Annotated in this window: 26 protein-coding genes; 11 read left to right on the top strand and 15 right to left on the bottom strand. The window is 65.0% G+C overall.

Going from position 1 to position 26,894, the window contains the following annotated elements; genetic code table 11:
* Window positions 1-26: 26 nt before the first annotated feature.
* From H0A72_RS15945 to H0A72_RS15935, 3 genes are all read left to right on the top strand, one after another.
* Window positions 27-1,016, top strand: coding sequence for a Bug family tripartite tricarboxylate transporter substrate binding protein (locus H0A72_RS15945; protein ID WP_246436966.1), 990 nt, complete (start codon window positions 27-29; stop codon window positions 1,014-1,016).
* Window positions 1,017-1,049: 33 nt separating this feature from the next.
* Window positions 1,050-2,564 (top strand): M81 family metallopeptidase, encoded by a 1,515-nt coding sequence (locus H0A72_RS15940; protein WP_246436967.1) that lies wholly within the window; start codon window positions 1,050-1,052, stop codon window positions 2,562-2,564.
* Between the two features lie 128 nt (window positions 2,565-2,692).
* On the top strand, window positions 2,693-3,898 hold the full coding sequence (locus tag H0A72_RS15935) for a GGDEF domain-containing protein (RefSeq protein ID WP_180157100.1): 1,206 nt from the start codon (window positions 2,693-2,695) through the stop codon (window positions 3,896-3,898).
* A 67-nt stretch (window positions 3,899-3,965) separates the two neighbouring features.
* Here the strand turns inward: H0A72_RS15935 and H0A72_RS15930 are convergent, their stop codons facing one another.
* Window positions 3,966-4,925 carry a 3-hydroxyacyl-CoA dehydrogenase family protein gene (locus H0A72_RS15930; protein ID WP_180157098.1) on the bottom strand — a complete coding sequence of 320 codons (960 nt, stop codon included), beginning with the start codon at window positions 4,923-4,925 and terminating at the stop codon, window positions 3,966-3,968.
* 120 nt (window positions 4,926-5,045) lie between these two features.
* Between H0A72_RS15930 and H0A72_RS15925 the strand changes: the two genes are divergently transcribed.
* Window positions 5,046-5,627 (top strand): DUF4142 domain-containing protein, encoded by a 582-nt coding sequence (locus H0A72_RS15925; RefSeq protein WP_180157096.1) that lies wholly within the window; start codon window positions 5,046-5,048, stop codon window positions 5,625-5,627.
* A gap of 20 nt (window positions 5,628-5,647) precedes the next feature.
* On the opposite strand, the gene H0A72_RS15920 is transcribed toward H0A72_RS15925, so the two are convergent.
* The 6 genes from H0A72_RS15920 to H0A72_RS15895 form a co-directional block, all read right to left on the bottom strand.
* Entirely contained in the window at window positions 5,648-6,634 is a 987-nt protein-coding gene (locus H0A72_RS15920) for a UDP-glucuronic acid decarboxylase family protein (RefSeq protein WP_180157094.1), read from the bottom strand.
* Between the two features lie 15 nt (window positions 6,635-6,649).
* Window positions 6,650-7,636, bottom strand: coding sequence for a glycosyltransferase family 2 protein (locus tag H0A72_RS15915; protein ID WP_180157092.1), 987 nt, complete (start codon window positions 7,634-7,636; stop codon window positions 6,650-6,652).
* A 24-nt stretch (window positions 7,637-7,660) separates the two neighbouring features.
* Window positions 7,661-8,950: a glycosyltransferase gene (locus tag H0A72_RS15910; protein ID WP_180157090.1), complete on the bottom strand. Its 1,290-nt coding sequence runs from the start codon at window positions 8,948-8,950 to the stop codon at window positions 7,661-7,663.
* 81 nt (window positions 8,951-9,031) lie between these two features.
* Window positions 9,032-9,517 (bottom strand): hemerythrin domain-containing protein, encoded by a 486-nt coding sequence (locus H0A72_RS15905; protein WP_180157088.1) that lies wholly within the window; start codon window positions 9,515-9,517, stop codon window positions 9,032-9,034.
* Between the two features lie 58 nt (window positions 9,518-9,575).
* Window positions 9,576-10,640, bottom strand: coding sequence for a metal-dependent hydrolase (locus H0A72_RS15900; protein ID WP_180157086.1), 1,065 nt, complete (start codon window positions 10,638-10,640; stop codon window positions 9,576-9,578).
* Between the two features lie 12 nt (window positions 10,641-10,652).
* Complete coding sequence (locus tag H0A72_RS15895; protein WP_180157085.1) at window positions 10,653-10,991, bottom strand: I78 family peptidase inhibitor; 339 nt, start codon at window positions 10,989-10,991, stop codon at window positions 10,653-10,655.
* 106 nt (window positions 10,992-11,097) lie between these two features.
* Between H0A72_RS15895 and trhO the strand changes: the two genes are divergently transcribed.
* Both trhO and H0A72_RS15885 read left to right on the top strand, forming a co-directional pair.
* Window positions 11,098-12,063, top strand: coding sequence for an oxygen-dependent tRNA uridine(34) hydroxylase TrhO (gene trhO / locus H0A72_RS15890; RefSeq protein ID WP_180157083.1), 966 nt, complete (start codon window positions 11,098-11,100; stop codon window positions 12,061-12,063).
* A gap of 97 nt (window positions 12,064-12,160) precedes the next feature.
* The gene (locus H0A72_RS15885) at window positions 12,161-12,811 is read left to right on the top strand and encodes a glutathione S-transferase (RefSeq protein ID WP_218953356.1); all 651 of its coding nucleotides are present in this window, start codon (window positions 12,161-12,163) and stop codon (window positions 12,809-12,811) included.
* Between the two features lie 82 nt (window positions 12,812-12,893).
* Here the strand turns inward: H0A72_RS15885 and fabI are convergent, their stop codons facing one another.
* Genes fabI through gloB form a run of 3 tightly spaced genes read right to left on the bottom strand, consistent with a single transcriptional unit; the run spans window position 12,894 to window position 15,906 of the window.
* Window positions 12,894-13,676, bottom strand: coding sequence for an enoyl-ACP reductase FabI (fabI, locus tag H0A72_RS15880; protein ID WP_180157081.1), 783 nt, complete (start codon window positions 13,674-13,676; stop codon window positions 12,894-12,896).
* A gap of 30 nt (window positions 13,677-13,706) precedes the next feature.
* Entirely contained in the window at window positions 13,707-15,110 is a 1,404-nt protein-coding gene (locus tag H0A72_RS15875) for a LysM peptidoglycan-binding domain-containing protein (RefSeq protein WP_180157079.1), read from the bottom strand.
* A 7-nt stretch (window positions 15,111-15,117) separates the two neighbouring features.
* Entirely contained in the window at window positions 15,118-15,906 is a 789-nt protein-coding gene (gene gloB, locus H0A72_RS15870; protein WP_180157077.1) for a hydroxyacylglutathione hydrolase, read from the bottom strand.
* Window positions 15,907-15,917: 11 nt separating this feature from the next.
* On the opposite strand from gloB, the gene H0A72_RS15865 reads away from it, so the two are divergent.
* The 5 genes from H0A72_RS15865 to dnaQ all read left to right on the top strand — a co-directional run bounded on the left by H0A72_RS15865 (window position 15,918) and on the right by dnaQ (window position 22,221).
* Window positions 15,918-16,727 carry a methyltransferase domain-containing protein gene (locus H0A72_RS15865; protein WP_180157076.1) on the top strand — a complete coding sequence of 270 codons (810 nt, stop codon included), beginning with the start codon at window positions 15,918-15,920 and terminating at the stop codon, window positions 16,725-16,727.
* Window positions 16,711-17,184: a ribonuclease HI gene (gene rnhA, locus H0A72_RS15860; protein WP_180157074.1), complete on the top strand. Its 474-nt coding sequence runs from the start codon at window positions 16,711-16,713 to the stop codon at window positions 17,182-17,184. The genes H0A72_RS15865 and rnhA overlap by 17 nt, the downstream gene beginning before the upstream one ends.
* A 68-nt stretch (window positions 17,185-17,252) precedes the next feature.
* Window positions 17,253-18,356, top strand: coding sequence for an efflux RND transporter periplasmic adaptor subunit (locus H0A72_RS15855; protein WP_180157072.1), 1,104 nt, complete (start codon window positions 17,253-17,255; stop codon window positions 18,354-18,356).
* A gap of 15 nt (window positions 18,357-18,371) precedes the next feature.
* Window positions 18,372-21,458 (top strand): efflux RND transporter permease subunit, encoded by a 3,087-nt coding sequence (locus H0A72_RS15850; RefSeq protein WP_180157070.1) that lies wholly within the window; start codon window positions 18,372-18,374, stop codon window positions 21,456-21,458.
* Window positions 21,459-21,510: 52 nt separating this feature from the next.
* Window positions 21,511-22,221 (top strand): DNA polymerase III subunit epsilon, encoded by a 711-nt coding sequence (gene dnaQ, locus H0A72_RS15845; protein WP_180157068.1) that lies wholly within the window; start codon window positions 21,511-21,513, stop codon window positions 22,219-22,221.
* A gap of 13 nt (window positions 22,222-22,234) precedes the next feature.
* Here dnaQ and H0A72_RS15840 read toward each other — a convergent pair whose 3' ends face one another.
* From H0A72_RS15840 to H0A72_RS15820, 5 genes are all read right to left on the bottom strand, one after another.
* Window positions 22,235-22,969 (bottom strand): ABC transporter ATP-binding protein, encoded by a 735-nt coding sequence (locus tag H0A72_RS15840; RefSeq protein ID WP_180157066.1) that lies wholly within the window; start codon window positions 22,967-22,969, stop codon window positions 22,235-22,237.
* Window positions 22,962-23,696 carry an ABC transporter ATP-binding protein gene (locus tag H0A72_RS15835; protein ID WP_180157064.1) on the bottom strand — a complete coding sequence of 245 codons (735 nt, stop codon included), beginning with the start codon at window positions 23,694-23,696 and terminating at the stop codon, window positions 22,962-22,964. Before H0A72_RS15835 ends, H0A72_RS15840 begins: the two co-directional genes overlap by 8 nt.
* Entirely contained in the window at window positions 23,696-24,667 is a 972-nt protein-coding gene (locus H0A72_RS15830; protein WP_180157062.1) for a branched-chain amino acid ABC transporter permease, read from the bottom strand. Before H0A72_RS15830 ends, H0A72_RS15835 begins: the two co-directional genes overlap by 1 nt.
* A 42-nt stretch (window positions 24,668-24,709) precedes the next feature.
* Window positions 24,710-25,600, bottom strand: coding sequence for an ABC transporter permease subunit (locus tag H0A72_RS15825; protein WP_180157060.1), 891 nt, complete (start codon window positions 25,598-25,600; stop codon window positions 24,710-24,712).
* A gap of 72 nt (window positions 25,601-25,672) precedes the next feature.
* Window positions 25,673-26,890, bottom strand: coding sequence for an ABC transporter substrate-binding protein (locus tag H0A72_RS15820; protein ID WP_180157059.1), 1,218 nt, complete (start codon window positions 26,888-26,890; stop codon window positions 25,673-25,675).
* Window positions 26,891-26,894: the final 4 nt, after the last annotated feature.

Raw genomic sequence — 26,894 nt, 5'->3', positions numbered from 1 at the left:
ATTTGATTCTTATAAAGGGAGACAAAATGAACAGGCTATTCAGCATGCTGCGTCGTTTCAATCGTATGGCCGCAGCGCTTGCCGGGGTGGCGGCATTCGCCGCTGCGCATCCGTCTTACGCTTGGCCGGATAAACCGATACGCGTCGTCATCCCCTTCGCTGCCGGCGGAACGACCGACATGCTCGGACGGCTGATGGCCGAAGGGATCGCGCCGATCCTCGGTCAGCCGGTCGTCGTCTCCAATAAAGGCGGGGCGGGCGGCAATCTTGGCGCCGCGGAAGTCGCCCGCGCGCCGGCGGACGGCTACACTCTGCTGCTGGGGACGCCCGGAACACAGATCATCAACGGCCTGGTCTATAAGAATCCAGGCTACGATCCGGTCAAGGACTTCAGTTCGGTCGTGTATATGGTCCGCGTCGCCAATGTCGTGGTCACCACGCCCGCCACGGGCTTTCGCAACATGCGCGATGTCATCGAAGCAGCCAGGGCGCAACCGGGCAAGCTCAATTGGGGTACGCCCGGAGTCGGCAGCTCGGGTCACCTGTCGCTTGAACTGATCAAGCAGCAGGCGGGGCTCGATATAACGCACGTTCCCTACAAGGGCGCCGGCCAGGCGCGCAACGACATGCTTGGCGGCGTCATTCAGCTGGCGGGCGACAATCTGCCCACCGCGCTTTCCGCGATCAGGTCGGGCTCGCTGGTGGCTCTGGGTGTGAGCAGCATGGCGGCTGACCCGACATTGCCGGAGGTCCAACCGATAGCGGCCACGATTCCCGGGTACGAGCTGAGTTCCTGGTTTGTGGTGATGGCGCCGGCAGGCACGCCGTCCGATGCGATCGGCAAATTGAATGCCGCGGTCAATCAGTGGCTGGAAAAGCCCGATACGCGGGCGCGCCTGGCGGACTTGGCGGCGGTGCCTGTCGGCGGTTCGCCGGAGGACCTCGCGGCTCACCTTCGCAATGAACAGCAGAAGTACGAATCCCTCATCAAGGCTGCGGGAATTTCCGCTCAATAATTCATTCCGGGGATTTGCAGAATGAAACCACCCATGCTTGCTCCATCCAAACCCAAACGACTGGCGGTGGCACGTTTTTGGTACGAAGGCAACGCATTCACGCCGCTGTCTTGCACACTGGGGGATTTCGAGCGCAAGGAATGGAGCATGGGCGCCCCCGCGCTGGCCGCTGCCAAAGGGGTTGCGACAGAACTTGGCGCGGTCGTCGATTTCGCGGCCAGGCATCCCGATTGGGATGTGGTCGCCTTGCGCTGCGCATCGGCCTGGCCGGGTGGTCCGATTGAAGACCACGTCTATGACATGATCGAGCGGGACCTGCTCGATGGCTTGCTCAACGGAGCCCGCCAAGCGCCCTGGGATGCCGTCTACCTGTCGTTGCATGGCGCATCGATCACGCACGCCCGGCAAACGCCCGACCTGGATCTCATACGTGCCGTTCGTGGCGTGGCGCCTCACGTGCCGTTGGGCGTCAGCTTCGATTTGCATGCGAACCTGAGCCCTGGGCTTGCCGGCTTGGTGGACGTGGTCAGCGGTTATAAAACATATCCGCATGTGGATCAATACCGGACTGCGGAACGGGTGCTCGATCAACTCGTACTGATGGTCGAGCAAGGTGCGCGGCGGCGCGTATGCGTGGGCAAGCCCGGCTTGGTGCTGCCCAGTTTCAACATGCGCACGGATAGCGGCCCAATGCGGGACTTGCAGGACCTGGCCGCCGCCCAAACGCATGCGCCCGTCATCGAAGTATCCGTGTTCGGCGGTTTTCCTTACGCGGATACACCTGATACCGGGGCTTCCGTCGTGGTGACCACGGATGCGGCGCGAGATCCCGCCGGCGCCGGCGCGAGGGTAGTGGTGGATCGCCTGGAGGCTGCGATGCGCGAGAAGGCGCATGAGTTCATGATCAGCCTTCCAAGCGCGAGCGTAGGGCTGGAGCGCGCATTGGCGATCATCGGAGAGCGCGAGGGGATGGTGGTGGTGACGGATCCTGGCGACAATCCGGGGTCCGGAGGCATCGCTGATACGCCCGGCTTGCTCCAAGCCGTTCTCGGCGTCGATTTTGACGCCACCTGCGTCTTTGCGAGCTTTGCCGACGCCAAGGCCGTGCAGTCCATTTACGCTGCCGGCGTGGGCAATGAGCTCGATCTGATGCTGGGCGGGCAGGCCAGCAAGCGCTTCGGCGCGGCGCTCCCGGTGCGCGCGCGGGTCGAAACCTTGACCGACGGCGAGTTCAGGAATGTGGGCCCGAAGGAAAACGGCGCACTGATGCGCTGCGGCCGTACCGCCATGATCGCGCTTGCGGGCCGCCCGAACATACACATTATTGTGACCGAGGTGGTCGTGCCCGCCAATGATCCGGCGTTTTTCACCATGCACGGCATCGACTTTTCTGAAGTCCGGCTGCTTTGCGTGAAGGCGAAGAACCACTTCCGCGCCGCCTTCCTGCCTTTATCCAGTGCGATCATCGACATCGACGCGCCTGGGCCGGCCGCGCTGAATCTCTCCTCGTTGCCATTCAGGCATGCGCCAGGCGTGGCGCCGGATTGAAACCCTTCAGTTCCCGATGATTGCGGTCAGTTTCTTTCCGGGCGGGCACGGAAATCGATACAATGTCCTCCTAGCAAGAGGTGTACCATTTCCGCTTCATCAATCAATTCGTTCCATGGGGTCCCGCGATGATGCTGGACTCCTTGACCGTGGTGATGATCGCCGCCTCGATGTCGATCATCATGTCGGGCATACTGTTCTCGGTCCACCGGGACATGCCGCCCAGCATACGGGGCGTTGCGCGCTGGGCCTGGGGCTCTTTCGCCGCGGGCGTGTCGGGCATCTGCTTCGGCGGGCGCGGTATCTTTCCCGACTGGATCTCCATCATCGTCGCCAACGTCGGCCTGCTGACGGGAATTGCGCTATGGCTGTCGGGCACCCAGCAGTTCTACGAGCGGCGTGAAACCAATCGGCTGATCCTCGGCATCATTGCTTTCGGGGCCGGCGGCATCGTCTGGGGCCTGCTGGTCATGCCGAGCTATTCTCTGCGCCTGGGCGTGATGACGGCAAGCCTGCTTTGCCTGTACGGCAGCCAATTGTTCCTGATCGTCCGCTACGGCTTCCGGCATTTCAGCACGTTCTTTCTGGCGGCCACGCTCGTGGTCCAGCTCGTCGTGCTCATGGTCCGGGGCGTCACCGCCGCGCTGCCCGGTTTTTCATCGGGCGAGTTCTTTTCGACCGACATCATACAAATCGTGTATTTCGCCACCTATGCGGTGGTGTCCTTGCTGCTGGCGGTCGGCTACGTCATGGTGGCGACGCACCGGCTGAACATGGAGCTGGAGCGGCACGCCACGCGCGATGCGTTGACAGGCGTCATCAACCGGCGTGTGTTTACGGAAATATGCGAGAAGAATCTGCGCCGGTCGCTTCGGGCGCGGCAGCCGTTCTCGGTATTCATTCTGGACCTCGACCATTTCAAGTCGATCAATGACCGGAACGGCCATGCCGTGGGCGATACGGTGCTGATCGAGTTTTGCCGGAAAATAGAAAGCGTGCTTGGGCCGGGCGCGACCTTTGCCAGGCTGGGCGGCGAGGAGTTCATCATCGGCGCGATGGACATGTCCGAAGCCGGCTCGCTGGAACTGGCGGGCGCGATCCAGGCCGCTGTTGCGGCGCGCAGCGATCCCTTCTTGCCGTCCTATACGTGCAGCATCGGAATTGCGACGACGCGGGAGCCCTCCGCGGCGCTCGGGCGGTTGATGGCGGAGGCGGACGATGCCTTGTATCTGGCCAAGCGCGCGGGAAGGAATGTGGTGAAGCACGGGGGAGCGCAATGGCGGGAGGCGGATTCGGGCGACGTGGCCAGGCCGAATGCGCCCATGGCCCCATGATCGAGCCGGCGGCGCGGCGGCCCAGAGACGAGCCGCGCAAGAACCCAGACAGCGACAGCGGGCGCCGCTAAGGCTCGATCGGCGGAAGCTCCTTGGCCAGTATCGCCAGGCTGCCTTGCAAAGCGCGTTCATAGCGCTGTTTTTCCGCCTTGATGCTCGCCTCGTCCCACCGATAAAACCCTTCGCCCGTCTTCATGCCGAGTTTCCCCTGCTTGGGCTTGTCGGCCAGCACCGCCGCCGGTTCCGCGGCGTTCGACAAAGTGGGATAGATGGTCGCGGCCGCCGCCGCGTGCACGTCCAGGCCCGCATGCTCCTTCTGCAATACCGGCCCCGCGGCGAGATAGCGGAAACCGAAACCGAACCTCACCGCCGCGTCGATGTCCTCCGGCGACACGATGCCCTCCTGGATCAGCGCGAACGCCTCCCGCGCCAGCGCGTGCTGCAGCCGGTTGCCGACGAAGCCGGGGATGTCCTTGCGCACCACGATGGGGACGCAGCCGCAGCGGCGCATGAAAGCGGCCAGCGATTCCGCCAGCGCCGCGTCCGTGTCGGGGCCCTGCACGACCTCGACCAAAGGCACGATATGGGCCGGCATGAAAAAATGCAGGCCGATCATGCGCGCGCGGGTTTGCAGCCCTTGGGCGATCTGGCTGATGGGAAAACTGGAGCTGTTGCTTGCCAGCACGGTCTGGGGCGCCGCCTTTTCAGATAGCTCCCGGAACAGCCCGCGCTTGAGCTCCAGCGACTCAGGCACGCATTCGATCACCAGCCCGACGCCCGGCCAGTCCACGCCGTCGAGCGAGGCGGCGACCGCCAGCAGGTCGATGTTGCCGGCCTTGCCGATGTGCCGCAGGTTGCCCTCGATTTTTTCCCGGATGTCCGCATGCCGGGACGCGTCGGGTTCCACCACCACTGTCGGGCTGGATGCGCGCAGAAGCACGACGGCCACGTCCGCGCCCATGGTGCCGCCGCCGACGACCACGCTGCGTGTCGACCCGGGTGCGCTCGGCCATTGCGATTCATTCATTGCTCGACTCCTGAAGTTGTGGGGCTGGAACGATATGATACGGCAGCGCGCCTTCCCCTGGCGCAAGGGCCGCGGGAACGGACCTTGCTGGAACTGCTGACGCAACTCAGGAGAGCGAACATGAAGCCATCCCCCTTGTATTTCACCGTTTTGCTGGCCGGCATGGCGATCACCGCCGGCGGCGCGCTGGCCCAGCCCAAGCCGGCCTCGCCGGCCGGCGAAACCCCGGCGGAAGCGCGGCAGAACCAGATCGCCATGAGCGAAGAAGACAAGAATTTCATCAAGCGCGCGGGCGAGGCCGGGCACCTCGAAGTCGAGGCCAGCAAGCTCGCGCAGGAAAAAGCGGAAAGCGCGGAGGTGAAGTCCTTCGCCCGGTCCATGATCAAGGACCACACGGACGCCAATCTGGAGCTCGAGACGATCTCCAAGAAGAAGGGTGTCGCGCCGCCGCTGTTTCCGTCCGACGCACAGAAAGAGAAGCTCGAGGCGTTGAGCCAGGCCGAGGGCGCCGAGTTCGACCGGCTGTATGCGAAGGAAATCGGCGTGGCCGCGCACAAGGAAGCGGTCAGCCTGTTCAGCGGCGCCGGCACCGGGCTTCAGGACCCCGAACTCAAGGCGTTTGCGGTCAAGACGCTGCCGCAGCTCAAGAAGCATCTGGGCATGGCGGAAGACCTGGAAAGAAAGGTCTCGGGTGCCAAATAGGCCGCTGGGCGGCCGCGGAATCAGCCGGCGCGCGCCAGCGCCTGCTCGTGGCCGACGAGCTCGGAGAAGTAGGCGATGGTATGCCGCAAGCCCTCATCCAGCGGCACGGCCGGAAACCAGTCCAGATGGGACTTGGCGAGCGTGGTATCGGGGCAGCGCAGGGCGGGGTCGTCCGGCGGCAGCGGCACGAACTCGAATTCCTCCTCGCGCCCGGTAAGCTCCAGTATGCGCTGGGCGACTTCAATGACGGCGATCTCGCTCGTGTTGCCCAGGTTCACCGGGCCCATGAAGGTATCGACGCTGTCCATGAGGCGGACCAGGCCTTCTATCATGTCGTCCACATAGCAGAACGAGCGGGTCTGGTTGCCGTCGCCGTAGATGGTGAGCGGCCGCCCGGCCAGCGCCTGGGTGATCAGGTTGGAAATGACCCGGCCGTCGCCGACCGACATGCCCGGCCCATAGGTGTTGAAAATGCGGGCGATCTTCACCTGCACGCCATGCGCGCGGCTGTAGTCCGCGAACAGGGTTTCGGCGCAGCGCTTGCCTTCGTCGTAGCAGGATCTCAGCCCCACCGGGTTGACGTGGCCATGGTAGCTTTCATGCTGCGGGTGGGTCTTGGGGTTGCCGTAAACCTCGCTGGTCGACGCTTGCAATATGCGCGCCTGGCTGCGCCTTGCCAGCTCCAGAAGGTGGTATCCGCCGACGACGCAGCTGCGCAGAGTCTGGATGGGGTCTCTCTGGTAATGCACCGGGGAGGCGGGGCAGGCGAGGTTGTAGATGTGCGTCGGGTCCAGGCCGGGCGGCAGGGGCTCCACGATGTCGTGCCGTATCAGCGTAAAGCCGTCCCGCCCCGCCAGGTCGGCGACCTTGTCCGGCGAGCCCGTGCAGTAGTTGTCCAGGCAGATCACGCGGTGCCCTTCATTCAGCATGCGCCGGCACAAGTGGGCGCCCAGGAAGCCGGCGCCGCCGGCGATCAATATCCTGCGTTGTTCGTTATGCTCGTTCATGGTGGTGTCCGTCCGTCAAGGAAATCTGGCCCCGTATCGCCGGACGCCGACCATGCGCCAGAAGATCGACAAGGGAGGAATGCAGATGGAGGTCAGCAGCAGCTCCAGCGCGTTCCGCCAGGTCATGGCGCTATGGGCCAGGCGCCAGAAGAAAAAGCCCAGCGTCGCCAGGCCCCAGCCGGCGAAGGCGGCGGTCGCCCAGGCGGGGCGCCCGGCGGCCAGGCCCGCCACGCCCGCCAACAGAAGCGCCAGCACCGACAGGTAGAACCAGGGCGGGCCGCGCCGGATGCGTTCGCGGTACAGGCGCGGGTGCTTGCGGTACAGGAGCACGTCGTAGAGGATTTTCCTCTGCATGCCTATGCCCGCCCCGAAGGCGGCTGGGCGCAGCGGGTGAACGACCAGGGCGTCGTTCGCGCGAACGATCTTGCAGCCGCGCTCCAGCAAATTGAAATGCAGGTCCGAATCCTCGCGCCACGCAATGCCGAATCGTTCATCGAATCCGCCGATCGCTTCCAGCGTGTCTTTCCTGATGAAGCAGTTGGCGGTCACGAACTCCGCATCCGACAGGCGCGCGGCATCGCGTTCGATGTCGGAAGGCTCCGGCGGCAGCGGCATGACGAGGCGGCCGGTGGCGGCGTGCACGTCCGGCGCCATCGCGGCCAGGCCGGCGCGCAGCCAGCCGGGGTCGGGGACCGTGTCGTCATCGGTGAACGCGATGACCGGGGCCCGGGCGGCCCGCCATCCCTGGTTGCGGGCGCCGGCCGGCCCCTGCGTGTCGCGGACTTCCAGATACCGGATCGGAGCGCCGGCGTCCCGCGGCCCGCGCGCCTGGCCGACGACGCGCCGGGCGGCCGCGCTGGGTCCGTCGTCGCACACGATGATCTCATAGGCATCGTGGGGCAGCGTCTGGCGGCGGAGTGCCGCGAGGCAGCGTTCGAGCAGATCCGGGCGCTGATACGTCGGCACGACGACCGACACTTGCAAAGAGCGATCGGCATTCATGGGATGGCGGCGTCCGTGCGAGGGTCAAGAAGCGAGATGCAGGCTTTCGACGGCCGGCCGGCTCCAGCCTTGCGCGGTCTCGCGCTCGTGGCCCAGTTCCTCGAAGACGTCGGCCAGCTGCAGCGCCACGCGGCTCCAGGTGAACATTTCCTGCGCGCGCCTGGCGCCCGCAAGCCCCATCTTCACGGCCAGCCCGTGGTCCTGCGCCAGCGTGGCCAGGCGCGCCGCCAGGGCGTCCGGATCCTTGGGCGGCACCAGGAAGCCTGTGCGGCCATGCACGACCGTATAGCGTATGCCGCCGGTGTCGGACCCTATCACGGGCCGGCTGCAAGCCATGGCTTCGATCGGCGTGATGCCGAAGGGCTCGTACCAAGGCGTGGTCACGAACACGTCGGCGGCGCTGTAATAGCGGTTGAGCACGTTGCGGCTGCGGCTTCCGGTAAATTCAACATGGTCAGCAACTTTTTCCTGCCGCGCGATGTCGGCCAGCCGATTCAGCTCGGGCGCATCGCCTTCGACGCCGTTCCCCGTCCTGCCGCCCACCACGCACAGGCGAGCGTCGATGCCGTGCTTGTGCCGCAGGCGGCCCAAGGCGCGGATGACGTTGTCCACGCCTTTGCGGGGCACCATTCTGCCCAGCTGCAACATGTGGAAGACGCCGTCGTCCCAGCCCAGCAGCCGGCGCGCCTGCCGCTGATCCAGCGTCTGGAGCTCGTCCGGGTCATAGCCGCAAGGAACCATGCGGATGCGGGCCGGGTCGGCATCGTAGAGCGCGATGAGATCCTGGCGGTCCTGCGGGCATTCCGCGATGAGGCAGTCCGCATCGCGGACGATGTCCTCCTCGATGCGGAAGCGGCTGTCGGGAAAAAGATCGGCCGAGGCCTGGTGCATGCGCCGGACCTTGCCCAGGGCATGGAAGGTCACCGCCAGAGGGGTGCCGGTGTGCCGCGCGACCGGCAGGGCGGCCATGGCGGACATGAAGAAATTGGCATGGATGACATCGTATTGCGGGGCGTTCTCGCGGATGTAGTCCAGCAGGTAGGCGCCGAAGTCGTCCATGTATGGAAGCAGGGACTCCTTCGGCAGCTGGCGCGCCGGTCCGGCGGGCACGTGGATGATGCGGACGTTGTCGTCCCAATCCATTTCGTTCGGGAGATAGGGGTTGTCGAGCCGGGTGAACACGTCCACGCAATACCCGTGGCGCGACAGCTGTCTTGCCACGTTGGCGACATAGACGTTCTGGCCCCCGCTGTCTATTCCCCCCAGTTGCGCCAGAGGCGACGCATGCTCGCTGACGATCGCGATTCTTCGCATTGTTGATCTCCCAAAAAGAAATGCGGCAGAGGCCGAGTGACCCGTCTTCGCAAGTTGCGTGCCCACGGGCGCCGAACCGGCTCATGCCGTGGCGGGGGCGAGCTGTCCTTGCATGCGTTCCTTGGTCTCCATCATCGGATCCAGCATTTCCCTCAGGTCGATCTTCTTCGAAATGATCTGGGGAAAGAGTTCTTCCTCCTCTTCCTTGACGTGGTGCGACACGTATTCGCCCAGGACGATGACCTTGGCGTCGTACAGGTCGTCGCCGGGTTTCATCGACAGTATCTGCCCGATCAGCGATTTGGCGCTGTCGTGCTCGACCTTGGCCTCGTCCAGCAGATCGCCGAATGCCTCCGGATCCTGCCGGCGCAGGAACGGGTAGAAATGCCGTTCCTCCAGCTCGGTGTGGATCTGGAGCTCCATACAGACGGTATGGGCGATGTCTTCTTTGGCGGCGTCGTCCTGCTGCGACTCGAAGTCCTTGAACAGCTGTTTCGCCCGCTTGTGGTCGTCCAGAAGGAGCGAGAGGACTTCTTTTTGCGCGGCCGGGATTCGGGATTTGTTCATTGCGGCTCTCCATTGAATGCGCGGCGGTGAAATGGCCGCCGCGGCCAATGGCGTGCAATTAGCGTGCCGACATGCCGCGCTGCAGTGTCATCAGCGCTTCCCAGTCGTGCAGCGGCAGGGGAGGATCCGGCCGGAGAATGCGCCGCATGACGGCGGGGAATTCTTCCAGGCCGCGTTCGCGGTGCCAATAGGCCGGCGTGACGGCCGTCCACGGAGCGCCTTCCCCGTTGCGCCGGGCGACCAGGAAGCGGAAGCTGTAATAACCCGTCCCCAGGCCCATGCGCAGGTCGCTGACCACCAGCTGGTTGCCGATCGCGTCGTAGCGCAGCCAGTCGCCGGTGAACCAGCGCAGGCCGCGCAATTGCGGCGTGTCGCCGACCGCGCCGGCCAGGCCGCTGTTCAAGGGCGCTTCCAGGCTTTCACCCGGCGCGCCGTCCGCCAGGCCGGCGATGGTCTCTATGTAGCGGTCGCCGTCCGTCCGGGCCAGCACGCGCCACAGCAAGATGCTGAAGGGCTGCGGCGTCGAGAACAGCGCCGCGACGGCCTTGCCTTCCGCCTCCAGCTGGCGCCGCACGCGGGCCTCTATCACGGCTTTGGCGCCGACCGACATGGCAAGATAGGCGGCGCACCAGGCCAGCGCCCAGCAAAAAGCCGGCTGCATGCGCCAGTGCTTGCCCACCACCAGGCCGACCAGCACGACCAGCAGCAGCGGCACGGTAAAGAAAGGGTCGATGATGAACACGCTGGACCAGGCGGTGGGGGTCGGCCGGAGCGGCCACCACAGCTGCGTGCCGTAGCTGGTGAAGGCGTCGAGCAGCGGGTGCGTGATCAGCACCAGCCATAGCGTCAGGAACAGCCGGCCCGGGCCGTACAGGGGCGAGGGGCGCCATCGGCGCATGGCCCAGGCCAGCGCCCCCGCCAGCAAGGTCAGGACGAACAGGGAATGGGAAAAGCCGCGGTGGTTGATCATGCCGGAGACCGGGTCCCCGTAGTCGATCAGGACGTCCAGATCGGGGAGGGTCGCCAGGGCGGCGCCGGCCAGCAAGGCCTTGCGGCCCTGGAAGCGGCCGAGCATGGCGCCCTGTATGCCGGCGCCAAGCACGGCCTGGGTGAGTGAATCCATATGCGGTCGAGATCAGCCGCAGTTGACGCTCATGACGATGTCGTTGTCATCGACCCGCAAGTTGAGGCGCTGGGGGTTGTATTCCATGGTCATGACGCTGCGCGGCCGAAGCGCCCGCGCGGTCTTGGAATGGCTGCGCTTGCGGTAGTCTTCGATAAGGGCCGCATCGGCCTTCTTGCCGATGGCGGACTGCGCGAGTTCGTCGTTGCAGACCTGTGTGTCGTTGGCTTCGGCGGTGGCCGGCGCGCTGGACCAGGCGCTCGTCCGGGCTGCGTCGCCGCCTGTGCCGCCGGCGCAGGCGCCCAGCCCTGCAAGCGCCAGGACGGCCGGTAGTATCAGTGTCCGGGTCATATGCGTTTCCTTGCTGCATGAGGGTTCTTCATCATACTGGAAACGCCGCCGCGGCGTTAACGGTAAAATGGCGCCCAAAGGACTCATACCATTTTCATTCCGCGCCATGGCCAATTTTCTGATCGCAGCACTGTACAAATTCGTGGAGCTCGCCGATTTCCGCGAGCTGCAGAAGCCTCTGTTCGACTTCTGCGAGGCCCAGGGCGTGAAGGGCACGCTGCTGCTGGCCGAAGAGGGCATCAACGGCACGATCGCCGGCCCCGAGGACGGCATCCGGGCCGTGCTCGGCCGCTTGCGCGGGAATCCCCGCCTGGCCGGCCTGGAACACAAGGAATCGTGGGCCGAGCGCATGCCTTTCTATCGCATGAAGGTGAAGCTGAAACGCGAAATCGTCACCATGGGCGTGCCCAATGTGCACGCGCGCACCATGGCGGGCACCTACGTCAAGCCGGACGAATGGAACGAGCTCATTGCCGACCCCGACGTCATCGTGGTGGACTGCCGCAACGACTATGAAGTTTCCATCGGCACGTTCAAGCGCGCCGTCAATCCGCGGACGTCCAGCTTCACCGAATTTCCCGAATGGGTGCGCCGGCAGTCGGCCGAAGGCGGGATCCTGAACAAGGACGCCAAGGTCGCCATGTTCTGCACCGGCGGAATCCGTTGCGAGAAATCGACCGCCTACCTGCGCTCGCAAGGGTTCGAGCATGTCTATCACCTGGAAGGCGGCATACTCAAATACCTGGAAACCGTTGGGCCCGAAGACAGCCTGTGGGACGGACAATGCTTCGTATTCGACGAGCGGGTTTCCGTGGGTCACGGCCTGGAGCCCGGCGACTACGAATTCTGCCGCGCATGCCGGCTGCCGCTTTCGGCGGCGGACAAGGCATCGGAACTCTACGAGGAAGGCATCAGCTGCCCGCATTGCCACGGCACGCACACCGAAGACCAGTTACGGCGTTTTCGCGAACGCCAGAAGCAGGTCGAACTCGCGCGCCGGCGCAAGCAGCGCCACATCGGCGTGCGCCCGGAACGCCCGTGGGCCGCGGCGCCCGCGGCCGAGCAGGGCTAGGCCCGTCTTTTAACGTCAACAGATCCTGGCGCGCCGCCCGCCCGCCGGCAACGGGCCCGGCGGCAAGTCAGGGGATCGGCTTCCCGGCCGGCCGTCCATGGATACTCTGCCCATTCTTTATTCCTTCCGGCGCTGCCCCTATGCCATGCGGGCGCGCCTGGCCGTCGCGGTGAGCGGCGCAACATGCGAATTGCGCGAGGTCGTGCTGCGCGACAAGCCGCCTTCGCTGCTGGCCGCGTCGCCCAAGGGGACGGTGCCGGTGCTGGTCGATACCGACGGCCGCGTCATCGAGCAGAGCCTGGACATCATGCTGTGGGCGCTGCGCGGGCACGACCCCGAGGGCTGGCTGACGCCGGAGCGGGGCGGCTTGCCGGCCGCGCTGGCGCTCATCGAGCGATGCGACGTGGGCTTCAAGCCCTTGCTCGATCGGTATAAGTACCCGCAGCGGTTCGGGCTGGACACGGGCGCAGGATACCGGGATGAGGCGGGGCGCTGGCTGCTGGAGCTGGAGGGGACGCTGCGGGCTGCGCCGTTTCTGCTGGGGCGTTCGCCGTCATTGGCGGATATGGCGATCGCGCCGTTTGTCCGGCAGTTCGCGCATACCGATCGGGATTGGTTCGAGGCTCAGGATTGGCCCGGCTTGCGTGCGTGGCTGGAAGCGTGCCTGGGAGGCGGGCTGTTCGATCGGGTGATGGGAAAGCATGCGCCTTGGCGCGAGGGGACGCGGGGCGAGCGGTTTCCTGGCTGATGGATTCGCCACGCCCGCCGCCGGCCAGGCGTCGCCGCTGCGGCAAACGCCGCAGCCTTTCGGCACCTGGCAGGCCGCTCGCTTATTCCATCCCCGGAACGACGGTGGAAAAGCCGGCGTCCACATGGGTGATCTCGCCGGTAATCCCTGCGGCCAGATCCGACAGCAGGAAGGCCGCCACGTTGCCGACGTCGTCGATCGTGACATTGCGGCGCAGCGGCGCATGCGTTTCCACGTATTTGAAGATCGTGGAGAAATCCTTGATGCCGCTGGCGGCGAGCGTCTTGATCGGCCCCGCGGAAATCGCGTTTGCCCGGATGCCCTGAGGCCCCAGCGCCGAGGCCAGATAGCGCACGCTTGCTTCCAGCGACGCCTTCGCCAGGCCCATGGTGTTGTAATGCGGGACCACCTTCTCGGCGCCCAGATACGTGAGCGTCAGCACCGAACTCTTGCGGCCCTTCAGCATCGGCAGCGCCGCCTTGGTCAGCGCCGGGAAGCTGTATGCCGAAATGTCGTGCGCGACCCGGAAGGCCTCGCGGGACAGGCCATCGAGCAGGTCGCCCGCGATGGCCTCGCGCGGAGCGAAACCTATGGAATGGACCAGGCCGTCCAGGCCGTCCCAGTGCTCGCCCAGCGCCTTGAAGGCGTTGTCGATCTGGTCGTCCTCGGCGACGTCGCAGGGAATGACGATGCCGCTGTCGAATTCGGCCGCGAATTCCGCCACGCGCTCTTTGAAGCGTTCGCCCGCGTAAGAGAAGGCGAGTTCCGCGCCTTGATGCCGGCAGGCCCGCGCGATGCCGTAGGCGATCGAGCGGTTGGATATGACGCCAGTTATCAGGATGCGCTTTCCGTCCAGGAAACCCATGAGATAAATCCTTTGATTATGAAATGAGAATCAGCCACGCATCCCTGTGCCCGGAACGCGCAACTTCTTGCCGGCGGCGAGGTTGTCGTTCTTCAGGTTGTTGAGCTTGCGCAGTTCGGTGACAGTGGTGTTGTAGCGTTTCGCCAGGGAGAACAGCGTGTCTCCTCCCTTGACGGTATGGGTGCGGACATTGGCCGGCCGTTTCAGGACGACCACGTCTTTGCTTTTGCCGCCGGTGGCGCGCCGGGGCGCGGTGTCGGGCTTCGATGCGGAAGGATCGAAGGACGCCAGCTGGATGCCGCCGCCCGCAGGCGCGGGCGAGCCGCCGGTGGCGGGTACGAGCAGGGTCTGGTTGCCGGCGCGCTTCTGCCTGGTGCTGAGGCCGTTCGCGGCCATCAGCCGGCCCAGGCTGATGCCGTGCTTCTTGGCGATGTCGGCGTAGGATTCGCCTTGGCGGGTCCGGTACACGTTCCAGGAGGTCAGCCTGCCCTTGTAGGCGGCCAGGTTCGCATTGAAGATGTCGACCCGGTTGGTGGGCAGCAGCAGCACGGGCTCGTGCTCGGCCAGGATGACGGGCCGGTTGAACGAGGCATTGAGCGAGGTGAATTCTTCCATCGACATTTCGGCCAGCTTGGCGGCCACTTCGACGTCGATGTCTTGTGTCTTCTTGATGGTGGTGAAGTAGGGCGTGTTGCTTACCGGGGGCAGGGTGATGCCGAAGCGCGCCGGGTCCGCCACGATGTTCTTGATGGCCTGGAGCTTGGGCACATAGTTGCGCGTTTCATCCGGCATCTTGATGGAGGAGTAGTCGGTGGGCAGGCCGGCCTGGGCGTTCTTTTCCAGCGCGCGCTTGACCGCGCCCTCGCCCCAGTTGTAGGAGGCCAGCGCCAGGTGCCAGTCGCCCTGGAAGTCGTACAGATACGATAGGTAGTCCAGCGCCGCGCTGGTCGAGGCGATGGGGTCGCGCCGCTGGTCGCGCCACCAGTCTTGCGCCAGCTTGTACTGGCGCCCCGTGGCGGGAACGAACTGCCACAGGCCCGAAGCCTGGGCGCGCGACAGCGCGGTGGGATTGTAGGCGCTTTCCACGAAGGGGAGCAGGGCCAGTTCGGTCGGCAGGCCGCGCCGGTCGAGCTCATCGACGATGTGATACAGGTACTTGCCGGCGCGCTGGCTCATCAGCAGCACGGACTCGGGGTGCGAGGCGTAGTAGTCCGTCCATTGCTGGGTCAGTTCATTCTGAAGATTGGGGATGGCGAAGCCGCGGCGGATGCGGTCCCACATGTCGCGCGGGGGGTGGGTGAGGTCTATGGTGCGCGAGGTTTCGGCGGCGGAATAGACCTTTTTGTCGTGGGCGTAGGGATTCTTGGGCTGATTGGCCGCGCAGCCGGCCAGCACTGCTACGATAAGCAGAATGAATAGTCGTATGCAGTTCATTGGTAGATCATTTAAAGTTGTTCTTCCATTCGCGCAGACAGGCAAATACATCGACCGGATCTTGCAAGGCCCGCCCCGCATGCCCCGCGGCGGCCTGCGCCACCGCCGGCCGGCCGGCGCGCAGGAACGGGTTGGTTTCCAATTCGGTTTCGATGGTGGACGGCAGGGTGGGCTTGCCTTCCGAGCGCAGCCGCGTCGCGTCTTCCCATCGTTGCCGCAACTTGCCGTTGCCGGGCTCCACTTCAAGCGCCCAGCGCAGGTTCGCCAGTGTATATTCATGCGCGCAGCACACCAGGGTGGCCGCCGGCAAAGCGCTAAGTTTACCCAGAGATTCGGCCATTTGCGCAGCCGTGCCCTCAAACAGGCGCCCACAGCCCGCGGCAAACAGGGTGTCGCCGCAAAAAACTACGGGTTTACCCGTATCGAGTCGGCCGAAATACGCAATATGGCCGGCGGTGTGGCCGGGTACGTCGAGCACGGAAAGTTCCAGTGCGACGGCCGGCAATTGTACCGTATCGCCCTCCCGCAGCGGGTGGTCGCAGACGGGCAGGTTTTCCGTGGCGGGCCCGTAGACGCGGGCTTGCGTTCGGCGTTTCAGGGCGGCCACGCCGCCCACGTGGTCGCCGTGATGATGGGTCAGTAAAATAGCGTCGAGCACGAGGTCCAGGTCTTCCAGCGCTTTTTCGACCGGCGCCGACTGGCCCGGGTCCACAACGACGGCGTGGCCGTTCTTGTGCACCATCCAGATGTAGTTGTCTGTGAAGGCGGGTATGGGAATGAGTCGAGCAGTTACCATGAGGAGTTGACGTGTCGGTGGACCAACCTCTTATTCTAGAGCTTGCCGATTGGCTGGGCACGCCGCCCGGCCAATATGTGCGGCGCTGGGAACAAAAGCACATAGATGCAATGGTAAGCAATGTCTTCGGCTATCATGCCATACAAATCGGCTTGCCGCATTGGGACTTGCTGCAGGCGAACCGCATTCCGTACAAGGGGCGCACCAGCGCCGTGGCGGACGGCGCCGCGCTCAAGGGCGCGGTGCTGGTCGCCGAACCCGAGAACCTTCCCTTCGATTCCCAAAGCATAGACCTGCTGGTCCTGCCGCACGTGCTGGAATGTTCCGGCGACCCCCACCAGGTGCTGCGCGAAGCCGAGCGCGTGCTGGTGCCCGAAGGGCGCGTGGTGATTTCCGGCTTCAATCCCTGGAGCCTCTGGGGCGCCAGCGACCGCATTCCGGGCCTGGACCCGCTGCTGCCCATTCCCGCCCATGCCCAGGTTTCGCTGCCGCGTCTGAAAGACTGGTTCAAGCTGCTGTCTCTGGACCTGGACCGCGGCCGCTTCGGCTGCTACGCCCCGCCCTGCACGACCAGTGTCTGGCTCGAACGCTGGAAGTTCATGGACCACGCGGGGGACCGCTGGTGGCCGGTGTGCGGGGCCGTGTACGTGGTGTCGGCGGTGAAGCGGGTGGCCGGCATGCGCCTGGTGGGCGCGCAATGGAAAAAAGTGCGCAAGCGTGTCCCGAGGCAGGCGGTGGTGACCAGCAAGCATGCGTCGGAACGCCGGCGCGGCACAATCTCTTACTACGATATTCAAGCGGCATATGGCAACAAATTCTAGCCAGGTGGACATCTGGACGGATGGCGCCTGCAAGGGCAACCCGGGTCCGGGCGGCTGGGGGGCGCTGCTGCGCCAGGGCCGCCACGAAAAGTCCCTTTACGGGGGCGAGGCGCAAACCACCAACAACCGCATGGAGCTGATGGCAGTGATCATGGCCTTGCAGGCCCTGAAGCGGCCGTGCTCGGTGGTGGTGCACACGGATTCGCAGTACGTGCAGAAGGGCATGAACGAATGGCTGGCCAACTGGAAGCGGCGCGGCTGGCTGACCGCCGACCGCAAGCCGGTCAAGAATGCGGAACTGTGGCAGCAGCTCGATGCGCTGGTGCAGCAGCACGACGTCCACTGGCGCTGGGTCCGGGGCCACGCCGGCGACCCGGGCAACGAGCGTGCGGATGAGCTGGCGAATCTGGGCGTTGAAACCGTGCGTAAAACTTTTGTCAATAAAAATATGCAATAAAACTTATTACGATGCTACAGTCGCAGACTTGTCCATAATCCATCTGATGAGTCCACGTCCTTACTTCGATGAAACAATCCACATTCGGTTTGATATTGGTGCTGGCGCTTGGCGTGGGTATCGGTGCGTGGGGCGCCAAGTGGTGGGCTGAGCGCGAGGCCAAGAGCGCGGCCCCCAAGCCGGCCGCCGCCGCGGCGGCCAAGGGCGGGCCCGAGAAAGTCGCGGTCGAGGTCAGGCCGGTCGAGCAGCTGTCCATGCCGCGCGGCGTATCGGCCGTGGGCACGCTCCGTTCCGAGGACTCCGTCGTGCTGCGCCCCGAGATCACCGGGCGGATCGCCGAGATCAATTTTTCCGAAGGCGGCAAGGTCAAGAAGGGACAGGTGCTGATCCGGCTGGACGACAGCGTGGCCAAGGCGCAGCTGCAGCAGGCGCAGGCCAACCTGAGCCTGGCCAACAGCCAGTATCGGCGGGCCATCGAACTGGGCAAGCAAGGCTTCATCAGCAAGCAGGCGCGCGATGAATCCGCCAGCCAGCTCAAGGTCCAGCAGGCGGCGGCGGCCCTGGCGCAGGCCAATCTGGACAAGACCGTCATCCTCGCCCCCTTCGACGGGCTGATCGGCCTGCGCAACGTGTCGGTGGGGGACTACGTCAGCCCGGGCGCCGAGCTCGTGCCCATCGAATCCATAGATCCCTTGAAAGTGGATTTCCGCATCCCCGAGCAATACCTCGGCCAGGTCAAAGAGGGCAGCAAGCTGGCCCTGAGCTTCGACGCGCTGCCCGGCGAGATCCGCGAAGGCGAAGTCGGCGCCATCAGCCCGCTGGTCGAAGTGGGCGGCCGGTCGCTGCTGCTGCGCGCCAACGTCCCCAACTCCGACGGCACGCTGCGGCCCGGCATGTTCGCCCGGGTCCGGCTGCAGTTCTCCGACGAACTCGTCACCGTCGTCCCTGAAACGGCGCTGGTGCCGGCGGGCGAAGAGCAGTATGTTTACCGTATCGAGCAAGGCAAGGCCAAGCGCGTGACCGTCAAGGTGGGGCAGCGCCGTGGCGGCATCGTGGAAATCCAGAACGGGCTCAAGGCGGGTGACCAGGTGGTCGTCTCCGGCCTGCAGAAGATCCGTGACGGCGATGCCGTGGAAATCCTGCCGTCGAGCAGCCAGCCGGCTTCTTCCTGATACCAGGAGACCTCCATGGTTTTGTCCGAAATCTGCATCAAGCGACCGGTGTTCGCCACGGTGCTGTCCCTGATCATCGTGCTGATCGGCCTGATTTCCTACGACCGCCTCACGGTCCGCGAATATCCCGCCATCGACGAGCCCGTGGTGTCGGTGGTCACCGTTTACAAAGGGGCCTCGCCGGAAGTGGTCGAGTCCCAGGTGACCAAGCCGCTGGAGGACCAGCTGGCCGGCATGGAGGGCGTGGACGTCATGACTTCCCGCAGCCGGTCCGAGCGCAGCCTGATCAACGTGAAATTCGATCTCGCGCGCGATCCCGACGCCGCCGCGGCCGACGTGCGGGACAAGGTCTCGCGCGCGCGCCGCTTCCTGCCGGATGAAATCGACGAGCCCATCATCAGCAAGGTCGAGGCCGACTCCACGCCCATCGTCTATATCGGCGTCACCACGGGCAATTACTCGCAGATGGAGGCCTCGGACTACATCAACCGCTACATCAAGACCCGCCTGTCGGTTTTGCCCGGCGCGGCGGAAATCCGCGTGTTCGGCGAACAATTGCCTTCCATGCGCATCTATATCGACCGCGCCAAGCTGGCGGCCTACGGGCTGACCGTGCAGGACGTCGAGTCGGCGCTGCGCCAGCAGAACGTGCTGATCCCGGCGGGGCGCATAGAATCCCGGCAGCGGGAGTTCTCGGTGGTGGCCTCCACCGACCTGCAGACGGTGGAGCAATTCCGCAACGTGGTGGTCGCCACGGTGAAGGGCTACCCGGTCCGAATGAGCGACGTGGCCGACGTCCAGATCGCCCCGCTGGACGACCGCGTCATGGCGCGCTTTAATGGCCAGCCCAGCCTGACCATAGGCGTGACCAAGCAATCGACGGCCAACCCCCTGGACCTGTCCAGGGCGGTGCGCAACGAGATGGAGCTCATCAACGAGAACCTGCCCGGCGGCATGAAGCTCAACATCTCCTACGATTCGTCGATCTTCATCCAGGAGTCCATCAACTCGGTCTACCATACGGTCGCCGAGGCCATCGTGCTGGTGGTGCTGGTCATCTTCTTCTTCCTGCGCAGCGTGCGGGCCAGCATCATTCCCATCGTCACGATACCGGTGTCATTGATCGGCGCCTTCGGCATCATGTATGCCTTCGGCTTTTCCATCAACACCCTGACCCTGCTCGCCATGGTGCTGGCCATCGGCCTGGTGGTGGACGACGCCATCGTCGTGCTCGAGAACATTTTCCGCCATATCGAAGAAGGCAAGACCCGGCTCGAAGCCGCCTTCCTGGGCGCCAAGGAAATCGGCTTCGCGGTGATCGCCATGACGCTGACGCTGGTCACGGTGTACGCGCCGCTGGCCTTCGCGACGGGCCGCACGGGCCGGCTTTTCATCGAGTTCGCGCTCACGCTCGCAGGCGCCGTGCTGGTCTCGGGCTTCGTGGCGCTGACCCTCACGCCCATGATGTGTTCCACGCTGCTGCGGCACCAGTCCGGCCACGGGGCGGTGTACACCTTCGTGGAAAACCTGCTGGAAGGGCTGACCAACGCCTATCGCCGCGGGCTGGCCAGCGCGCTGCGGCACCGGGCCATCGTCCTCCTGCTGGGGCTGGTGGTGGCGCTGGGCAGCGCGGTGCTGTTCAAGGTCGTCAAGAGCGAACTCGCCCCCATCGAAGACCGCGGCGTGGTGTTCGGCGTGGTCAGCGGGCCGGAAGGCTCCACCATCGATTACTCGCTGAACAGCATCAGGAAAATCGAAGACCTCTACAGCGCGGTGCCCGAAGCGTCCGGCAACCAGGCCGTCATCGGCTTTCCGACCGTCGTCGATTCCATGGCCATCCTGCGCCTGAAGCACTGGAACGAGCGCGAGCGCTCGCAGCAGGAAATCGCCCGCGAGCTCCAGCCTCAGTTCGCGAAGCTGCCCGGCGTGCGCGCCTTTCCCACCAACCCGCCGTCCCTGGGGCAGCGAGCCACGTCCAAGCCGGTCGAATTCGTCGTCATGAGCCAGGTCTCGTATGCCGAAATGGACAAGATGGTGGGCGAGTTCATCGCCAAGCTGCGCGACTACCCCGGCTTGCAGAACATCGACACCGACTTGCGGCTCAATACCCCCGAGCTGCGGGTCGACGTGCAGCGCGACAAGCTGGCCGACGTGGGCGTGGACGTCGGCGCCGTCGGGCGCACGCTGGAATCCATGCTGGGCGGGCGCCAGGTCACGCGCTTCCGCGACAGCGGCGAACAGTACGACGTCATCGTGCAGGTCAAGAAGGCCGACCGCGCCGACCCCACCGACATCTCCGACATCTACGTCCGCACGGCCGACGGCAGCATGGTGCAGATGTCCAACTTCCTGAGCGTGGTCGAAACGGTGTCGCCCCAGTCGCTCAACCACTTCAACCGGCTACGGGCGGTCAAGGTCCAGGCTTCGGTCGCCCCCGGCTATGCGCTGGGGGAAGTGCTCGATCACATGAACGCCGTGGCGCGCGATGTCTTCCCGCCCACCGTGCAGTTGGACCTGGACGGGCAGTCGCGCGAGTTCCGCGATTCTTCCGGCGGCATCTACCTGGTGTTCATGATGGCGCTGGCCTTCATCTACCTGGTGCTGGCCGCGCAATTCGAAAGCTGGCGCAATCCGCTCATCATCATGTTCTCGGTGCCGCTGTCCATGACGGGGGCGCTGCTGGCCTTGTGGCTGACGGGCGGCACGCTGTCCATCTACAGCCAGATCGGCTTGATCACCCTGGTAGGCCTGATCACCAAGCATGGCATCCTGATCGTCGAGTTCGCCACGCAGCTGCGCGCGGAAGGCATGGGCAAGCTCGAGGCCGTCACCGAGGCCAGCGTGTTACGCTTGCGTCCTATACTGATGACCACCGGCGCCATGGTGCTGGGCGTGCTGCCCTTGGCCTATGCCACCGGCGCCGGCGCGGAATCGCGCCAGCAGATCGGCTGGGTGCTGGTCGGCGGCCTGAGCCTGGGCACGGTGCTCACGCTGTTCGTCGTGCCGGTGGCCTACACCCTGATCGCCGGCACGGTGAAGCCCAAGGCATCGCAGGCCTTGGCGAGCGAGGCGGCGCCATCGCTGGAAACCCGCGAGGCCTGACGCCGGCGATTCGCCGGGGCGGTCGGCGGGCAATGAATGAAACAGGAATGAAATGCGTCAAATAGTGCTTGATACGGAAACCACGGGCCTGGATCCGGCCCAGGGCCATCGTGTCGTCGAACTGGCCTGCGTGGAAATGGACAACCGCAGTCTCACCGGGCGCCATCTCCATTTGTATTTGAACCCCGACCGCGACAGCGACCCCGAGGCCCTGGCGGTGCACGGCCTGACGACGGAATTCCTGTCGGCCCACCCCCGTTTCGAAGACGTGGCGCACCAGCTGGTCGAGTACGTGAAGGACGCCGAAGTCATCATTCACAATGCCGCGTTCGACGTCAAGTTCCTGAATGCCGAGCTGTCTCGCGCCGGCCTGCCCGCCTTCGAGACCCTGTGCGCCAAGATCACCGATTCCCTGCTGCATGCGCGCGAGCTGCATCCCGGCAAGCGCAACAGCCTGGATGCGCTATGCGAGCGCTACGGCATTTCCAACGCCCATCGCACGCTGCACGGCGCATTGCTCGACTCCGAACTGCTGGCCGATGTCTGGCTGGCGATGACGCGCGGCCAGGACGCCCTGCTGATGGATTTCGCCGAGGAAACCGCCGGCGGCGGGCCGGGAATGCGCGTGGAACGGTTCGACGCCTCGGTCCTGCGGGTGGTGCCGGCCGGCGCGGACGAACTGCAGGCGCACGAGGCCTACCTGGCCGACCTGGACAAGGCGGCGGGCGGGCCCTGCGTATGGCGAGCCCTGCAGGCGTCCTAGCGGTGCAGGCATCCTAGAAGGTGATGCCCAGCCATTCCTTGACCTGGGCGTGGAGATCGCCCTGGAAGTCCTCGGGCGCGCCCGATGCGGTGATTTCCCCCAGGCTCAGCACATAGATGTGGTCGGACATCGACACGACCCGCCGCACGTTGTGGTCGACCAGCAGGATGCCCATGCCGGAGGCGGCGAACGCCTTGATCCACTGGAATACTTCCATGGCCACCTTGGGCGCCAGCCCGATGCTGGGCTCGTCGATCAGGCAGACCCGGGGCTGGACCATGTAGGCCTTGGCGAATTCGAGCGATTTCTGCTGGCCGCCCGACAAATCGCCCGCCTGCGCCCGCAGCTTCTCGCGCAGGACGGGGAACTTCTGCAGGGTGTCTTCCAGGCGGGCCGCCATGACGTCGCCATAGCGCGCGCGGCGGCCCTGCAGCGGCAGAAGCAGGTTCTCTTCCACCGTGAGATAGGGGAAAAGGCTGGACTCCTGCGGTATGTACCACAGGCCGTCGTCGATCAGGGTATGGGGCTCGCGGCCGGAGATGTCCTGCCCGTGCAGGCGTATGGCGCCCGACTTGGGTTTCAGGAAACCGTATATGGTCTTGAACAGCGTGGATTTGCCGGCGCCGTTCAGGCCGATGAGGCCGCTGATGTGCCCCTGGCGGATGGAGAGCGACACATTGCGCAGCACGTCGATGTCGCCCATGTAGCCCGACGTGACGCCGTCCAGTTCAAGCAGTGCGTCAGACATGGTCCCGCTCCTCGGATTCTTCGCCCAGGTAGGCTTCGATGACGGCCGGCGATTGCAGGACGTCTTGCGTATTGCCTTCGGCCAGCACCTTGCCGGCATTCATGCAGACGGACCGCGGGCACAGGTCGACGACCACCGGCATGTCGTGGCTGACCAGCACGAAGGTCTGGCCGGCCGCGTTGCGCCGGCGGATGAATTCCGACATGGTTTCCTTCATGATGGGGTGGACGGCCGCGAAGGGCTCGTCGAGCAGCGCGACGCGCGGCGGGACCATGAAGCAGGCGCCGAATTCCAGCAGCTTGCGCTGCCCGCCCGACAGCTGGCCCGCGTCCAGGTACATGACGTGGCTGAGCTTGAGTTCGTCGAGCAGCTGTTCGGCGCGCTCGTAGGCCTGGGCCTCATGCAGGCCCAGGGCGAGGCCGCACACCACCAGGTTGTCGAAGGCGGTCATGCGGTTGAACACCCGCGTCATCTGGAACATGCGCAGCACGCCCAGCCGGGTCAGCTGGGTGGGGTTGAGCCCCAGCACGTTCTTGCCGTCCAGCGAGACGGAGCCGGCATCGGCCGGGAGATGGCCCGACAGGACGTTCAGCAGCGTGGTCTTGCCGGAACCGTTGGGGCCGATCAGCCCGAGCAGCTCGCCCTGGTGGACGTCCATGCTGGCGCCGTCGACGGCGCGCAGCCCGCCGAAGCGTTTTTCTATGCCTTGGATCTGCAGCAGTGCCATCAGACTGTTTTCCTTTCGGTTGCGGCGTGGCGGCCCAGGAAGCGGCGCAGCAGGCCCCACAGGCCTTCCCGGAAAAAGCGCGCAAAGACAATGACGAGGAGGGAGAAGACGATCATTTGTATGCCGCCCACATCGCGCAGGATCTCGGACGCGGTGTAGACGAGCATGGCGCCGATGAGCGGCCCGACCAGCGTGCCCATGCCGCCGATGACCACCATGGCGATGACCAGGCCGGTCTGGGCGATGAGCCCGAGCTCGGGGCTGACCAGCCGGGCGAAGGTGCCGTACAGCCCGCCGGCGAAGCCGCAGATGGCGCAGCTGATCAGGAAGGCCAGTGTCTTGTAGCGCACGACGTCTATGCCGCGGCTCGCCGCGCCGATTTCGTCGTCGCGTATGGCTTGCAGGAAGCGGCCCGCCGGCCGCCGCAGCACGTAGTAGACGATGGCCACCGCCAGCACCAGCGCGGCAAGGAAAATATAGTAATAGGCCAGGCGGCTGTCGGTCAGGCTGGGAACGTTCAGCCCCTGGTCGCCGCGCGTGAAGTCTATGGAGTTGTAGATGACCAGGCGCAGGATCTCGGCGAACGACAAGGTGGTCAGGGCAAGGTAGGCGCCGGACAGGCGCAGCACGATGCGCCCCAGCACCAGGCCGATCAGCCCGGGGATCACGATGGCCATGGGCAGCCCCACCCACAGCGGCGCGTTCAGGTGGTGCGAGAACAGCCCCGTGGCGTACCCGCCCAGCATGGCGAAGGCGGCCGGCGCCAGCGAGAACTGGCCGGTGTACCCGGCCAGAAGATTCCAGCCGCAGGACATCATCGCGAAGTACATGCTGACGATGAGCACGCCCAGCCAGTAGTTCGAATGCACCACGAGCGGCAGCGCGGCCAGCACCGCCAGCACGAGCATGCTGAGCCACAGCTCGTTGCGCAGTTTGCTGGAATGCAGATTGGGATGTCTTGGAGTCGGCATGGCTTGAGACCCGTTAACGTTGAAGAAAGGGCGGCACGGGGTCTAGACCTCGCGCGCGCGTTCGCCGAACAAGCCCTGCGGGCGGAACAGCAGTATCAGGATGAGCAGCACCAGTCCGTAGGTGTCGCGGTAGTCGTAGGACAGATACACCGCGGCGAAGCTTTCCATCACGCCCAGCAGCAGCGCCGCCAGTATGCTTCCGGGTATGGACCCCATGCCGCCGATGACGACGATGACGTAGGACTTGACGGCGGGAAACACCCCGACGTCGGGTGCCGGGTTGATGACCGGCGCCAGCAGCGCCCCGGCGACGGCCGCCAGCACGCCCGAAGCCATGAACACGATGCTGCTGGCCCTTGCCGTATTGATGCCGGCGATGGAGGCGCCCAGCCGGTTCTGCGCCACGGCCTGGATCTGCCGGCCCCAGATCGAGCGCTTGATGAACAGCGCCAGGGCGACGATCAGCGCGATGGCCATGGCCGCCGTGATCAGCTTCTGGCCGCTCATCATGAAGGGCCCGAGATTCATGCGCGTGACGTCGGACAGCGAGGGACCGCGCATGGGATAGGGGCCGATGACCTTGTCGAAGAGGTTGATCAGCAGCAGCGACAGGCCGAAGGTGACGACCACGGCGTATTCGTCTTTCATCAGGCCCCAGGAGCCGTAGCCGCTGTACAGCGGCCGCATCAGCCATCTTTCGGTCAGCCAGCCGATGGCGGCGCCGGCCAGCGCGGCCATGGGCAGCGCCAGCCATGGCGATACGCCCAGCCCCAGGGCGATCAGGGTGTAGGTGTAGGCACCCACCATGTAGAATTCGCCGTGGGCGAAGTTCACGACTTTGAGAATGCCGAAAATCATGGCCAGGCCTACCGCCATCAAGGCGTAGTACAAGCCGATGATCAGGCCGTTGACGAAGAGATCGAGCGCCAGCACGGGGTGTCTCCGGAAAGCCGGGGCGGGCGGCCGCCCCGGCATGGACAACAATCAGGACGAGAATGGACGGCGTCAGTTCGCGGGCTTGACGAGCAAATTGGTTTGCAGGCCCTGGCCCGTCGCCTGGATGAGCGTGGTCTTGCTCAGGGGCTGGTTCACGTCCGTCAGCTGATAGGTGACATAGGGGATGTCGACCCACTGCTGATAGCTGTATCCGGGCTCTTGCGAGAAGCGGAACTTGCCGCGCACCCCTTCGTATTCCATTTCGCGCAGCGCCTTGATGATGGCCTGGCTGTCGGTGGATTGCGCCTGCTCGATGGCGCGCACGATCTGCAGCACGGAGTCGGCGCCCTGGAAGATGAGCCGGTTCGGTTCATGCTTGGACTGCTCCTGGTAGGCCTTGGCGACGGCATGGCCGATTTCCGGCATGGGCATCTTGGGATGGTACAGGCCGAAGGCCAGCATGTACTTGCCCGCTTCCTTCACGTTCTGCCAGAAGTCGGGGTAGTCGGCAATGCCGGCGCCGTCGTAGAACCAGGTCTTGGCGCTGGGCGCGATGCCTTGTTCATACAGCTGGTTCATCAGGATGTAGGCCGCGGGCGGCAGCATGATGTTGACCACCATTGCGGGCGGGCTGGCGCGCAGCGGCAGCACGGCCGGCGTGAAGTCCTTGCCGGCCCTGTCCAGCGCGATGTATTTGTATTTGGTCTCGGGCGCGACTTTCTTCATGAATTCGCCCAGGATCTTGGCCTGGCCGATGCCGTAGTCGGTGTTCTCGGCGAACACGACGACGTCTTTCACCTTCATGGCGGCGATGGTCTCGGCCATGGCGGAAGACACGCGGGTGTTGTAGTTGCCCGGGTTGAAGACTTCCGGGTAGCCTTTGATGCGCACGTCGTCCGACCAGCAATTGGTGTTGACGTACGGCACCTTGTAGCGGTGGGCGACTTCGATTTCCGCCAGGCACACCGAGCTTTGATGGCCCCCGGTGATGGCGACGACCTTGTCGCGGGAAATCAGCTTTTCAGCCGCCGCGCGCCCTTTTTCAGGGATGCCCTGGTTGTCTTCGTACACGATCTTCAGGGGCCGGCCCAGCACGCCGCCTTTGTCGTTGATCATTTTCACGATCAGTTCCGCGCCATCCTTTACCTGCGTGCCCTGCACCACCGAGCCTGGGGGCGATTGCGCGATGCTGACGCCGATGACTATGGGGTCGGCCGCCTGCGCCGTCGCGAGCATGCCGGCCAGTGCCGCGCCGGCCGCCGCCATCGAAAAACGAAGCTGTCTCATGAGA

This window comes from Parapusillimonas granuli, assembly GCF_013416525.1.
Taxonomy (GTDB): Bacteria; Pseudomonadota; Gammaproteobacteria; order Burkholderiales; family Burkholderiaceae_B; genus Parapusillimonas; species Parapusillimonas granuli.
Note: the sequence above shows the minus strand (reverse complement) of the source record. Positions and strands in the feature narration are given on the sequence as shown.

Excerpts from the sequence above, each read along its gene's own strand:
- H0A72_RS15945 (WP_246436966.1), top strand. The coding sequence starts at position 27 with ATGAACAGGCTATTCAGCATGCTGCGTCGTTTCAATCGTATGGCCGCA.
- H0A72_RS15940 (WP_246436967.1), top strand. The coding sequence starts at position 1,050 with ATGCTTGCTCCATCCAAACCCAAACGACTGGCGGTGGCACGTTTTTGG.
- H0A72_RS15935 (WP_180157100.1), top strand. The coding sequence starts at position 2,693 with ATGATGCTGGACTCCTTGACCGTGGTGATGATCGCCGCCTCGATGTCG.
- H0A72_RS15930 (WP_180157098.1), bottom strand. The coding sequence starts at position 4,925 with ATGAATGAATCGCAATGGCCGAGCGCACCCGGGTCGACACGCAGCGTG.
- H0A72_RS15925 (WP_180157096.1), top strand. The coding sequence starts at position 5,046 with ATGAAGCCATCCCCCTTGTATTTCACCGTTTTGCTGGCCGGCATGGCG.
- H0A72_RS15920 (WP_180157094.1), bottom strand. The coding sequence starts at position 6,634 with ATGAACGAGCATAACGAACAACGCAGGATATTGATCGCCGGCGGCGCC.
- H0A72_RS15915 (WP_180157092.1), bottom strand. The coding sequence starts at position 7,636 with ATGAATGCCGATCGCTCTTTGCAAGTGTCGGTCGTCGTGCCGACGTAT.
- H0A72_RS15910 (WP_180157090.1), bottom strand. The coding sequence starts at position 8,950 with ATGCGAAGAATCGCGATCGTCAGCGAGCATGCGTCGCCTCTGGCGCAA.
- H0A72_RS15905 (WP_180157088.1), bottom strand. The coding sequence starts at position 9,517 with ATGAACAAATCCCGAATCCCGGCCGCGCAAAAAGAAGTCCTCTCGCTC.
- H0A72_RS15900 (WP_180157086.1), bottom strand. The coding sequence starts at position 10,640 with ATGGATTCACTCACCCAGGCCGTGCTTGGCGCCGGCATACAGGGCGCC.
- H0A72_RS15895 (WP_180157085.1), bottom strand. The coding sequence starts at position 10,991 with ATGACCCGGACACTGATACTACCGGCCGTCCTGGCGCTTGCAGGGCTG.
- trhO (WP_180157083.1), top strand. The coding sequence starts at position 11,098 with ATGGCCAATTTTCTGATCGCAGCACTGTACAAATTCGTGGAGCTCGCC.
- H0A72_RS15885 (WP_218953356.1), top strand. The coding sequence starts at position 12,161 with ATGGATACTCTGCCCATTCTTTATTCCTTCCGGCGCTGCCCCTATGCC.
- fabI (WP_180157081.1), bottom strand. The coding sequence starts at position 13,676 with ATGGGTTTCCTGGACGGAAAGCGCATCCTGATAACTGGCGTCATATCC.
- H0A72_RS15875 (WP_180157079.1), bottom strand. The coding sequence starts at position 15,110 with ATGAACTGCATACGACTATTCATTCTGCTTATCGTAGCAGTGCTGGCC.
- gloB (WP_180157077.1), bottom strand. The coding sequence starts at position 15,906 with ATGGTAACTGCTCGACTCATTCCCATACCCGCCTTCACAGACAACTAC.
- rnhA (WP_180157074.1), top strand. The coding sequence starts at position 16,711 with ATGGCAACAAATTCTAGCCAGGTGGACATCTGGACGGATGGCGCCTGC.
- H0A72_RS15855 (WP_180157072.1), top strand. The coding sequence starts at position 17,253 with ATGAAACAATCCACATTCGGTTTGATATTGGTGCTGGCGCTTGGCGTG.
- H0A72_RS15850 (WP_180157070.1), top strand. The coding sequence starts at position 18,372 with ATGGTTTTGTCCGAAATCTGCATCAAGCGACCGGTGTTCGCCACGGTG.
- dnaQ (WP_180157068.1), top strand. The coding sequence starts at position 21,511 with ATGCGTCAAATAGTGCTTGATACGGAAACCACGGGCCTGGATCCGGCC.
- H0A72_RS15840 (WP_180157066.1), bottom strand. The coding sequence starts at position 22,969 with ATGTCTGACGCACTGCTTGAACTGGACGGCGTCACGTCGGGCTACATG.
- H0A72_RS15835 (WP_180157064.1), bottom strand. The coding sequence starts at position 23,696 with ATGGCACTGCTGCAGATCCAAGGCATAGAAAAACGCTTCGGCGGGCTG.
- H0A72_RS15830 (WP_180157062.1), bottom strand. The coding sequence starts at position 24,667 with ATGCCGACTCCAAGACATCCCAATCTGCATTCCAGCAAACTGCGCAAC.
- H0A72_RS15820 (WP_180157059.1), bottom strand. The coding sequence starts at position 26,890 with ATGAGACAGCTTCGTTTTTCGATGGCGGCGGCCGGCGCGGCACTGGCC.